This is a genomic window from Pseudoalteromonas sp. T1lg10 (assembly GCF_002964545.1).
Taxonomy (GTDB): domain Bacteria; phylum Pseudomonadota; class Gammaproteobacteria; order Enterobacterales; family Alteromonadaceae; genus Pseudoalteromonas.
This window is the reverse complement of sequence record NZ_PQBV01000049.1, coordinates 25180-37667: the sequence shown is the minus strand read 5'-3', so window position 1 is coordinate 37667 and position 12488 is coordinate 25180. Positions and strand designations below refer to the sequence as shown.

Annotated in this window: 7 protein-coding genes; 4 read left to right on the top strand and 3 right to left on the bottom strand. The window is 52.7% G+C overall.

From position 1 onward, the window contains the following. Window positions 1–182: 182 nt before the first annotated feature. The 4 genes from C2M17_RS12745 (at window position 183) to C2M17_RS12730 (ending at window position 6080) form a co-directional block, all read left to right on the top strand. Window positions 183–2441: a penicillin acylase family protein gene (locus tag C2M17_RS12745; RefSeq protein WP_105201127.1), complete on the top strand. Its 2259-nt coding sequence runs from the start codon at window positions 183–185 to the stop codon at window positions 2439–2441. A 130-nt stretch (window positions 2442–2571) separates the two neighbouring features. Further along, window positions 2572–3438 carry an MBL fold metallo-hydrolase gene (locus tag C2M17_RS12740; protein ID WP_233997997.1) on the top strand — a complete coding sequence of 289 codons (867 nt, stop codon included), beginning with the start codon at window positions 2572–2574 and terminating at the stop codon, window positions 3436–3438. A gap of 60 nt (window positions 3439–3498) precedes the next feature. Continuing rightward, window positions 3499–4428, top strand: coding sequence for an SPFH domain-containing protein (locus tag C2M17_RS12735; RefSeq protein ID WP_105201125.1), 930 nt, complete (start codon window positions 3499–3501; stop codon window positions 4426–4428). A 278-nt stretch (window positions 4429–4706) separates the two neighbouring features. Then, complete coding sequence (locus C2M17_RS12730; RefSeq protein WP_105201124.1) at window positions 4707–6080, top strand: fasciclin domain-containing protein; 1374 nt, start codon at window positions 4707–4709, stop codon at window positions 6078–6080. 69 nt (window positions 6081–6149) lie between these two features. On the opposite strand, the gene C2M17_RS12725 is transcribed toward C2M17_RS12730, so the two are convergent. The 3 genes from C2M17_RS12725 to C2M17_RS12715 form a co-directional block, all read right to left on the bottom strand. Continuing rightward, a complete protein-coding gene (locus C2M17_RS12725) occupies window positions 6150–10328 on the bottom strand; it encodes a DEAD/DEAH box helicase (RefSeq protein WP_105201123.1) in 4179 nt (1392 codons plus the stop codon). Window positions 10329–10428: 100 nt separating this feature from the next. Then, window positions 10429–11583, bottom strand: coding sequence for an iron-containing alcohol dehydrogenase (locus C2M17_RS12720; protein WP_105201122.1), 1155 nt, complete (start codon window positions 11581–11583; stop codon window positions 10429–10431). Window positions 11584–11598: 15 nt separating this feature from the next. After that, entirely contained in the window at window positions 11599–12453 is an 855-nt protein-coding gene (locus C2M17_RS12715; RefSeq protein ID WP_105201121.1) for a type 1 glutamine amidotransferase domain-containing protein, read from the bottom strand. Between the last annotated feature and the right edge of the window lie 35 nt (window positions 12454–12488).

Sequence of the window (12488 nt, the reverse complement as noted above, 5' to 3'; positions counted from 1 at the left end):
AAGGTATAAGGCAGCCAATGGTAACCTGTTCCCCCCTTGTCGACGCAGAACCAAAACTAAATACCGAGCGCTGCTCCTTGCCCTAATTCCCGCGCACAATTAAAAGACACCAACAAAGCTGAAAAAATGTCATACACTAATGCTCAAAATAATAAAAACGCTAACAAATAGGTAAGTTACACATGTTGAAATGGGGAAAGCGCATTTTAATGACGGCCATTATAGGGCTGCTGTTGGTGACCGCGCTGGTTTACGGCCTGCTGTCGCTGAGTTTACCGACCTTGGATGGCCGTGGCAGCAGTGATGCGATCGAGAGCACGGTTACCATTAAACGTGACGCCTTGGGGCAGGCCATTATCGACGCACAAAGCATGAATGATGCCGCCTATGGCCTGGGCTTTGCCCATGGTCAGGACAGATTTTTCCAAATGGATCTATTGCGCCGCAATTCAGCCGGTGAGCTCAGCGAGTTGTTTGGTGAGGCGGCACTGGAGCTGGATAAAAAAATGCGCTTTCATCAGCTGCGTCAGCGCAGTGAGCGTATTTTTGCGCAATTGCCCAAGTCTCAGCAGACCTTGTTAAGCAGTTACAGCCGTGGCGTCAACGAGGCGCTGCAAGCTCAGTCGTTAAAGGGCTTTGAATATCTGCTGACCGGCGCCGAGGTCACACCCTGGCAGCCAGAGGATAGCCTGCTGGTGATCTACAGCATGTACTTGGACTTGCAGGCTGGCACCTTTGATCGCGATATGGTGTTGGAGCAAATTGAACAACTTTATTCCGCGCAAATGCGTGAATTCTTAACCCAGCCCAGTCCCTACCAATCGGCGCTGGATGGCAGCGAAATAAACCTGAAAGAACTGGCCATTCCCATGCTGTCTGCAGCAAATCTTACCGCCTCTGTGCCAGAAATTATCGCCTCGCGAGAGGTGGGCAGCAATAATTGGGCGGTCTCCGGGGAGTTAACCAGCAGCGGCCAGCCCATGGTCGCCGATGATATGCACTTGGGTTTAGCCGTGCCCATTATTTGGTATCGCGCCCAGTTAAATATCGCCGATATTCAGGTCACCGGAGTGTCGCTTCCTGGGGCGCCGGCGATTGTTGTCGGCAGTAACGATAATATTGCCTGGGGCTTTACCAATGCCTATGTGGATACCTCGGATTGGGTTCGCCTGAATGCCGATGCCAAGCTGGAAACTGTGCAGGAAACTATCGCTATTGCCGGTGGCAAAACCTATGAATACCGTTTTTTAATGAGTGATTATGGCCCAGTGCAAAAGGTCAACGGCCAGCGCTATGCCCTCAGTTGGGTCGGTCATTATGACTACGCGGTAAACCTGGATCTGGCGGAACTCGCCACTGCCTCCTCTGTCACCCAAGCGTTTCAAATTGCCGATGATGCCGGTATGCCGGTGCAAAATTTAATGGTGGTGGATAAGCAAGGGCAAATTGGCTGGCAGCCCATGGGCGCCATTGCCGCGCGTACCAATCCAAGCGATATTGCTCTGGCTGCCGAAGAGTTTCAGTCCGACTGGTCCCACAATGAACCGCAGCGCCCACGGGTAATGAATCCTAACTCGGGTCGTTTGTGGAGCGCCAATGCGCGGGTAATATCAACTCAGGAGCACGCCCGTTTGGGTGATGGTGGCTATGCCCTAGGGCCCCGCCAGCAACAAATACGCGACCGCCTTTTTGCCCAAAACACCTTTGATGAGCAGGCGTTCTTAGCCTTGCAGCTCGATAATGAGGCGCGCTTCTTATCTAAGTGGCAGGCGCTGTTAGTTGCAACGCTCAAAGAGCAAGGCAGTACTCAGAATTTAGCTCTGGTTGAGCAGTGGCAGGGCTGTGCCTGCGCCGACTCCATAGGTTATACCCTGGTGCGCTATTTTCGCAGCGCCGTGATGGATACCCTGTTTGCCGATATTGAGGCCAGATTGGCGGAGCATGAGCTCTCCCTTGGTCCCATCAAGCGCAATTTAGAGCCGGCCACCTGGCAGTTGTTGGACAACCCAAGTGTCTGGGGTTTTGCCGATAAACAGCAGCTGTTAAGTAAGAGCTTTAATCTGGCGCTGGCGCGTCTGCGCAGTAAATTTGGTGAAGACACGGCGAATTGGCGCTGGGGTAATGTCAACGCCATGGAGCTGAAACATCCTTTTGCCAAGCAAATCCCGCAGCTCGGGAGCTGGTTGAACATGCCTAAAGTTGAGGCCTTTGGCGATAGCTTTATGCCGGCGGTACAGCGCACCGACTTTGGTGCCTCACAACGCTTTATTGCCCAGCCGGGAAGGTTAGAGCAGGCGATTATGGCCATTCCCGGTGGCCAGTCGGCGCATCCCTTGTCGGCCTTTTACCGTGCCGGTTATGAGCAGTATGCCACGCACCAGGCCACGCCCCTGCTACCCGGCGCGCCAGAGCACAGATTGGAGATCCGTCCGGCTCGTTAGGTCTATCAGCGGTCGCAACCCGAGTGAGGTTGCGGCTCTTATCTGTGCGCGCAATTTGGCGGCGATAAACTAGACTAGGATTATCGCTAAAAAGCTACATAAGGACACAATAATGAGTAAAAACAGCATGATGATTGCGGTTCTGGTTGCCACAGTGGTCACCGCGCTAACGGTAAAGGCCGCACAGGCAGAGGATGTTGAGGTAACCACTCAGCAACTGGACAAGCATATTTATGTCTTGTTTGGCCGCGGTGGCAACATTGCCGCCCATGTGGGCGCCGATGGCACCTATATTATCGATGACCAATTCGCCAAGCTGGCGCCGCAAATCAAAGCCAAGCTCAAAGAGCTCAACCCCAATGCCGCGGAGTTTGTGCTAAACACCCATTATCATGGTGACCACACCGGTGGTAACGAGGTGTTTGCGCAGGCGGGGGCCCATGTTATCGCCCACCATAATGTTCACAAGCGCTTGGAAGAAAAGCATGGCGCGGGCTCTGAATTTTTACCACGCCTGAGCTTTGGTGCCGACCTGACTTTGCACTTTAATGGTGAGCATGCGCGCCTGGTGCATTATGCCCACGCCCATACCGATGGCGATGCGGTGGTGTTCTTCAGTGACGCCAATATAGTGCATATGGGAGATATCTATTTCAATACCGGTGGTCTGCCTTATGTTGATGTCGATGGCGGGGGCAGTGTAGATGGTATTTTAGCGGCGCTGCAAAGTGTGCTAGAGCAAATTGACGACAGCACCCAGGTGATCCCCGGACACGGGCCCATCAGCGACAAGGCTGGACTAATGCAGTATCAGGCTTTGGTGGCCAAGGCCAAAGCCCTTATGCTTGAGGCCATGGAAAAAGAGCAGACCCTGGATGCGGTAATTGCCGCCGACCCCTTTGCCGAACTGAATTTAAAATATGCGGACTGGTTGCCGAAAGAGCGGGTAATCACCCTGTTTTACCGCAGCCTGGGTGGCGAAGAATCGAAACCTTAATTTAACATTTGTAATCGCTTACTTTATACTCCTTGTTCTTAGCTACAAGGAGTATAAAGAATGAATAACAACAATAACTTGCCTGATCTCACAGCCTCGGTAGGCAAAAAGAAGGGACTGATCGGCGCTATTTTCGTGGTGCTGGTATTGCTGCTTGTGGGGTTCAAGAGCATGTATACCGTAGATGAAGGTCATGTCGGTATTATCAAGCGCTTTGGTGAGGCCACCGAGCAGGTGAACCCTGGTCTGCATACCAAGATCCCCTTTGTCGATACGGTGGAAATGCTGGAGATACGTACCCGTAAAAACGTCGAAAAACTGCGCGCCGCTACCCATGAGCAGATGCCATTGACCGCAGAAGTGAGCATCAACTGGACGGTCAATCGTGAGGAAGCCTTTGATCTATTCAAAAGCTATGGTGGCCTGACTCAGTTCGAAAGCCGTATTCTTGACCCTAAATTGCGTTCCGCGACTAAGGATGCTCTGGCGCGCTATAAGGCCGAAGAGCTGATCCAAAACCGCTCACAGGTAATTGCCCGCATTGAAGAGTTATTGCTGGAAGAAATGAAGAGCTACCCGGTTAAACTGGACTCGGCGCAAATTGAAGACCTGGTATTGCCACCTAAATACATTCAATCCATCGAAACCAAGCAAACCGAGAAAAACCTGGCGGCGGCAGAAAAGCACAAGCTAGAGCGCCAGAATCTGCAGGCGCAGCAGGAAGTGAACACCGCGAATGCGCAACGTGATGCCGCCAAGGCCAAGGCCGATGGTCTGGCCTATGCGATCAAGGTTGAAGCCCAGGCCGAAGCGGAGGCTATTCGTATGAAGGGTTTGGCTGAAGCCGAAGCCATGCAAAAGAAAGCCGAAGCCATTAAGAACAACGCCACTTTGGTTGAGTACATGCGTGCGCAAACATGGAACGGACAAATGCCAACCACGGTTATGGGTTCGGATCAGGGTATTCTTTGGAATATGAAAGAAAAGTAAGTGCCTTGGCATACTGCATTAAGATGATTAGTGCGGTATGCCTATACCTACACCCCCGACGAGCTCTGCAGCGAACTCTTCGGCAAACGCTCGCCTGAGCCATGTTAATACTTTAGGTAATTCCCCTTCTTTTTAAGCACTACCAGCTCTAAATAATCGCCAAAATTTTCAAAGGGTTACGCTAGCACCAAGAAAAAATAGTAAATTTTTTGATCGCTTTTTACTCACCCCCTCGTAGTAACAAGGGCTATCCAGTTACACTAATGAGGGATTAAAACGTGAATAAACTACTTAAAACCCTAGTGCTACCCAGTTTGTTGGTACTTACTGCTGCCTGTAGTGACGATGACAACGACAAAACCCCAGTACAACCGGAACAGCCGCAAACTTCCGTGGTGGATGTGGCCGCTGCATCGGATGATTTCGAAACCCTGGTTGCCGCCCTTGAAGCAACCGGGTTGGACGCCACGCTCAGCGATCTGAATGCGCAGTTCACCGTCTTTGCACCAACCGATGATGCGTTTGCCTTGCTGGGCGAAGACACCATTAATGCACTGCTTGAAGACCCGGATACCTTATCGACGATTTTAACCTACCATGTACTCGACTCTCGCGTTGAATCGGGTGCCGCCGTCTCTGCCGCGGGCTCAACCGTGGCAACGGTCAATGGTGCATCGATTGGTTTATCCTTGTCGGGAGATGATCTGCTGGTCAACACCGCAACCGTCACTCAGGTAGACATTAAGGCGTCCAATGGCGTGATCCATGTGATCGATGCGGTGCTGATGCCGCCCGCGCAAAGCGACGAGATGCCGACCATGAATATCGTTGAAACGGCCGTCGCCGCAGGTAACTTTACAACTCTGGTCGCCGCCCTAAGCGATGAGAGTGAAACCTATACGGTCTTCGCGCCTACCGATGATGCCTTTGCGGCGTTGGGCGAAGAGACCATCAATACCCTGTTAAACAATACCGAGGTGCTAAGCGAAATTTTGCTTCAGCATGTGGTCAGCGGCGAGGTGGATGCGGTCACGGCTTTCAGCCTGAACGGCACGCAAGCCGAGACACTCTCCGGCAACATGATAGACATCATGATTGACCCCGAATCCGACACCCTTAAATTTGGTGACGCTACCGTGACCATGACGGATATCATGACAACCAACGGCATTATCCATGTATTAGACACTGTGGTCGTGGGTGATGTGCAAGTACCGGCCCCCGCTCAGTCAATTGTTGATATTGCCGTTGCCGATGGCAACTTCACCACCCTGGTTGCGGCACTGCAAACTACTGGGTTGGACCTGGTACTGGCCGATATGGAGCGCGAATTCACCGTATTTGCACCCAACGACGCGGCTTTTGATAAGTTAGACGAAGCGACCGTAGAGGCCTTGTTTGCCGACGCCGAAGCCCTGTCGGATCTGCTTTTATACCATGTGTTCCCGGATGCAACCGTGCAATCGGATGCGGCGATTGCCCTAGCCAACTCGGACAATCCGGATATCACTATGGCTAATGGCGATGTGGCCACCTTGTCAATTCAAGACAACATGCTGTATATCGACCAGTCGCAGGTGGTAGCCGCTAATGTTGCCGCAGACAATGGCGTGATCCATGTGATCGATACCGTGTTGATGCCCACGCCTTAGTTCAGTACTTATTGTGAGCACCTTTGGCCCGCGTTGTTAGCGGGCCTTTTTTATGGGGAGGAAGGGTCGCTAAAACACTTCCTTTAAGGTCGCCATCATTTCCTCAACGGAGAGGGATTGCGGCGTGTCGTAATCGCTCAGCAGGCTGTCGGCGAGATCCCGTTTATGTTGGTGCAGGGCGAGGATCTTCTCTTCTATGGTGCCCTTGGCAATCAGGCGATAGACGGTAACCGGGCGGGTTTGCCCGAGGCGATGAGCGCGATCCGAGGCCTGCTGCTCCACCGCCGGGTTCCACCAAGGGTCCATATGAATGACATAGTCGGCGGCGGTGAGATTGAGCCCCGAACCACCGGCCTTAAGGCTGATCAAAAACACCTCGCCAGCGCCATTTTGAAAGGCGTCAATGCGGGTTTGTCTGGCCGCCGCAGGCGTCGAACCATCAAGATACTGATAGCCAATCCCCTGTTCTTCCAGGTACTCGCGGATCAATTGCAAGTGACCAACAAATTGGCTGAATATCAGCGCCTTATGATGGTTGTCGCGCAGTTCCTCGAGTAGGTGCCCCAGGGCCGAAAGCTTGCTGCTGGTTAGCGTGCTTTGCTCGGCCACCAATTGTGGATGACAGCAGGCCTGGCGCAACTTGGTTAACTGGGCCAGCAGTTGAATGCGTTGCTCCCCCGGGTTATCTAGCTGCTGTAATTGCGTTAATTGTTCCAGGGCATTTTGTCTCAGGGCTTCGTAAAGGTGCTGCTCATCCTCGCTGAGGGTGATCAATTGATCGATATCCGTGCGTTCGGGTAGTTCGGTTAGCACCTCGGACTTCAGGCGGCGCAGAATAAAGGGTTTGATCAGCTCTTTAAGTATGCGCTTGGCTTTGAGTGCCTTGGCGGGCTCCTGCTGCTGATTATCGATGGGCAGCACAAAGCGCCGGCCAAAACGTTTTAAGTTGCCGAGCAGCCCAGGATTGATAAATCGAAACAGGCTCCACAACTCGGTGATGTTATTCTCTATGGGTGTGCCCGTGGTGATCAGGCGGAAATCGCCCTTGAGGGCATAGGCGGCTCTAGTACGCTTGGCCAGCGGATTTTTCAGGGCCTGAGCCTCATCGGCGACAATGGTACACCAGCGAATTTTTTCCAGCGTTTCAATATGACGCTGCATTTGCTGGTAACTGATCACCAAACAATCGAAGGCGGCGCTTTGCTCTATGGCTGCTTGTTGCGCCTCGGCAGTTTTTAACTCACTAAAGAGCTGCACCCTGAGGGTCGGGGCAAATTTCGCCGCTTCCTTTTGCCAATTAAAACAGACCGAGGTGGGGGCGATGATCAGTGTCGGCCCTTTTGCCGCGCGTGCCACCAGTACCGCCAGCGCCTGCAGGGTTTTGCCAAGGCCCATGTCGTCCGCCAAACAGCCGCCCGCACCCCAATGGGCCAGGCGCATGGCCCAATCAAAGCCGTCGACCTGATAGTCGCGCAGTTGCGCCTGCAGGGTATTGGGCAGGGTCAGGGTTAAGGCGTTAGCTTCGCTCATGCGTTGATGTAATTGCTCCCAGCCGGGCACGGTTTGCATGCGCATGCCTGTGGTGTGGTCACGAATAAGGCGACTGCTCAGCGGATGATAGAAGCCTTGGTCGGCGGCGCCGTTGAGCACATCAAGCTGGGTTTTTAACTGCTCACTGAGGGCGAGAATGCGGTTGTCTTCCAAGGTAATAAAACGCCCGCCGCTGGTGGCCAGGGCATCGAGGAGCTGGCGTAACTCCAAGATCTTGCCATCGTCCAAGGTGGCACTGCCGCTAATATCGAACCACTCATTATGTTGGTTGATACTTAACTGAATATTCTCACTTTTCAGCGGCTTGGTCATATGCAGCGTTTTGCCCCGCGGCCAGCGTAGCTTGATTGGCAGCTCTACGTTGGGTTTGCTAAGAGCCAGTTGCAGCTGCTCCAGGGTGGCCAGTGCCAGTTGCCAATCCGTCTGAGCTAAACAGGTGTCCTGCATGGCCTGAAAATCCGGGCATTGATTATCCAGCTGCTCCAGTAACCTCTGCTCATAGGCGAGATCGCGCTCCAGAGCGATGCGTTTGCCCTTGATGTGGGCGCTGACATGGCGACTGCCCAGCCCGGGCTTCATTGTCGGACCATGCTCGCCAAAAGGCATCACCACACAGTCGAAGTTCAGCCCGGTTTTCAGTGGCGTGATGTTGACCACCAGGTGTTTATCCGGCTCGGTTTGGGTGAGGGTTTCGCCAATCCCCTCGATATCCGATTCGAGATTGATCAGTGGCGCTATGGCGCGAATGCTGTCTATGGCTTTTTGTTTTGCATGCGCCGGAATCACTAACCCGGATTCGCCGATAATTTTGGCGACCTTAAGGTGATTGGCGTTGAAAATGCTAAATTCTGCTAAGCCGTCGCGGACGTGTTTTAGGCTGACCACGGGGGGCTCCGAGTGCGCGGTTAATGCGGGAAGATGAGCGATACTTACGCTTAAATCAGGACCATGGGCGACGATACGAATGGTCGGTTCCCGTTGTACCAACTCCAGGGGCCGGCCTTCACCATCGACCAAGTTATCGGCGCCAACAACAATGGGGAGGGCGCTACTGAGGTTGAGACGATACTCTTTGCTGCGGTAATAATCCTTGCCCGTGCTGGTTTCAATATGGGCGCAAATGGCCTTGTCCTGCTCGCTCAGATGAAAGCGTTCCGGTTCATTAACCAAGTGTTTTAAGCTCAGCGCCTTGCCTTTGCTCCAGCCCTGCTTGGTGCGTTTTTGCTCTTTTGCTTTGAGGCTTGACTCGAAACGGCCAATATCCAGCTGCCAGACGACGCGGCTGGGCTCTTCGCTGTTTTGTGCCGCCGGGGTGTCCAGTGCCAATAATTGTTCAAGGGCAATATCCCAGCTTTCCTGAGAACGCATTAATTGCGTTATATTGAACGTAAAATTCGGCGAATCGCCGGAAATTTGTAGTAAAAAGTACGTAAATAGCGGCCATTGAATATGCTCAAAAAAGCGTTCGGCCTCGGCTTTTAATGCCAGTAGCCAGGGCTCGGGTGTGCGCATACTCCAGGTGTAAGCCGCTAAAGCAAAACACACGTAGAGGTAATAGTTAAGCTCACCCTTTTGGCAGTAGCTAAGATATTCTTGGCGAAACAGGTAGTTATCGCGCCCTCGCAGGTGCAGTAACAGGCGTCGCAGCACCAAATCAATGGTCAGTGCAAACTCGCCACGTTGTTTATCTTGCTGTTGGTTGTCGAGTTGGGTTTGCAGCGTCTGCCAGGATGAGGTATCACCTTGCTGACCGTTGCCCAATGCCAGCAAGGTAAGCTGATAGAAGAGGCCATACAGCCCCTCTATATAGGGCTTTTTACGTTTTTGATAGCGGCCTTTTTCCAGCTCGGCCTGGGTAAACAGGCGCATCGCCTTGGCATACTGCTGCTGCAAAAATGCCAAGCTGGCACGCAACAACAGGCTGTAGAGAGAATTGTCTTGTTCATCGAGATGTGCGTTTAGTTTGTCCAGTTGCCCCGCGAGCAGGTATTGCTCGGCCTTTAGGTAGTGTAGCCAGCGGTTTTTTGGCAAGGCGTCGCAGGCCTGATGCAGCCAATGTAAAAGCTGCGCCGTACTTTGCCCTTTTTGCCTGTGTGCCGCCAGCAAGGTGGCAAAGGCCTGATACTGCAGGCGTTCATCCAGGGTCTTAAATTCATCAAGATTAAAAGGGTAAAACACCAGGCTGCATAGCGCCGGCGTGCGTTGCCAATCAAGCTGCATGGGATTTTTCGTCAGCTCCATCAGTTCCTTCACTCGCCCTTGCTCACCAAGGAAATACATATCGCGCAGCAAGCGGTGTTTATCCGTGGTGTTGTCTTGCCATTGGTAGCTGTTAAGTACGGGAGCCACCTGCTCGGCGGCGCTAAGCAGGGTCACAAATAGATTTTTGCCTATACAGCGTTTTACCAGGGCATTGGCAATCAGGCGATTGATGATGTAACCGTGACGGCTTTGTTGTACTAGCTCCAGGGTGCATAAATCGGTGATGATATGTTTGAGTGCCTTATCGGTAATTTCCTCAAGGGCGCGTAATTCACTGTGCGCTAAAATGCGTCCCAGGGCATGCAGTTCTATGGGCTTGTAGATCACCGCCAGCGCTTGCGCCACATGTTGATGGGCTGAGCCACACTCATTAAAACGGTGTAACAGGGAGGCGATGGCCTCGTTGAGTTCGGCGGTGATGGTAATAAAGCGCATTAAGGGGTTAGAAGGTACTGATTAAGTAGCGAACACGCTAACAAAGCGATGGGGGATGGGCAAGAGAAAAGGCCGCCAGGCGGCCTTTGAAGACAAGATTTTAAAGCGCTAACGTCAGGATCTTGGTGGCCACTTCTGGGGTAATATCACCGTGTTCACCGAGTGCTGTCAGGCCATTGCGGCGCAGATTGTCTACCGCCTCGCTCACAGCCTGCTCCTGAAGGCCGTAATCGCTTAAGCGTGTTTTAACGCCCATTTGTTCGAAAAAGTCCTGAACTGCTTTGATCGTGGCGTCAATCAAGGCTTCTTCATCGGCATTTTCAAGGGCAAATACACGACGACCCAGTTGTAGGATCTTCTCGCGTTTTTGCGCTTTTTTCTCGAACATCAGCGCCGGGAGCACTATGGCCAGAGTTTGTGCGTGGTCCAGGTTGTACAGGGCGGTGAGTTCATGACCTATCATATGGGTGGCCCAGTCGTGCGGGACGCCTTGACCGATTAAGCCATTGAGCGCCATGGTCGCCGACCACATCACATTGGCACGCACATCATAGTTTTGCGGCTCGGCCAGTGCCTGAGGGCCTTGTTCGATCAGGGTCGATAAAATGCCCTCGGCAAAGCGGTCCTGCAGCGGTGCATTGACTGGGTAGGTGAGGTATTGCTCAATCACGTGCACAAAGGCATCGACCACACCGTTGGCTACCTGACGAGGCGGCAGCGAATAGGTGTAGGTGGGGTCGAGCACGGCAAATTGTGGCTGCACTATGGGTGTACCAAAGGCGCGTTTTTGTTGCGTCGCCTTCTTGGTAACCACTGAGTTGCCATTACTTTCCGAGCCGGTTGCCGGCAGGGTGAGTACCGCGCCTATGGGCAGCGCGCTTTTTACCTCGGCGCCATTGACGAGAATATCCCAGCCATCGCCCTCATAGTGTGCCGCGGCGGCGATGTATTTGGCGCCATCGATGACACTGCCGCCGCCTACCGCGAGAATAAAGGTGATCTTGTGCTCCTTTACCACGGCTAATGCTTCGCTCAGGGTTTCATAGGTGGGGTTGGGTTCGACACCGGCAAATTCCACAAAATCGAACCCCTCTAGGGCGCTGATCACATCGTCATACACGCCATTTTTCTTAATCGAACCGCCACCATATAAGAATAAAATCTTGTCGCTGGGTGCCAGGCGCGCGGTGATTTGCTTGGCTTGGCCCTGGCCAAAAAGAATTTCCGTGGTGTTCTTAAACTCAAAATTTAACATGGTAACTCCTACTTCTTATTTACTGCGCTGCTGCAAAGCAGAAATCAATGCGCTAGCCAGTTGCTTGTCTGAAAACGGGTTTTGCCCAGTGATTAACTCGCGATCGATCACCACATTGGGTTGCCAATCGGCGGCAAATTGCATCTTGCTGCCCGCGGTGGCCATGGCTTTTGCCGGGTAATAACGTAGCTTCTTACCATTTAATGAGCCTTCAAAAGTCGCTTCTTCAGGGTTAGAGAAGATGGTCATGCTATAACCCTCATACAGCCAGTCAGTTGCTTGTGCCTCGGCACCTTGAGCAATGTTTTGCTCGTACTCCACTGGGCTTTGCTGGGCCGATAGCAAGGCAATGGGGCCGTGGCAGATAGCCGCTGTTGGCTTACTTTGCTCATGAAAGTGCTGCAATATGGTGCGAACATCTTCATTGTTGGCTAAATCGATTAGCGGCGCATGGCCGCCGGGAATAAAGACACCGCTGTATTGATCCAGGCCTTGTTCGATCACTTCCTTCAACGTGTGAGTGTCGTTAATCCCCTCAAGGTTGGCGATCACCTCTTGAATGCGTGCCATTTCGGCCTCGTCATCGCCAAAATACATGGCCTGCACCGAATTTTTATCAACCGCCGGCGCGTTGCCTTTGGGTGTGGCGAGAACCAGTTCATAACCGGCCTTAAGTAATTCGTCCGCTGGCACCCCGAATTCATTGAGGTAATAACCGGTTTCATAGCTGCTGCCATCGGCAAGCTGCATCTGGGTTTCGCTGGATAAGAGCACCAGTATCTGTTCGCTATTTTCTTGTGCTTGTACGGCGCTGGTGGCCGTCAGTGACAGAGCGGTTGCGAAGACCGCGGCAATTTTTTTCAAGCTCATCTGTGCCTCTGGTTGATAACCAAGTTAGGTGAAAG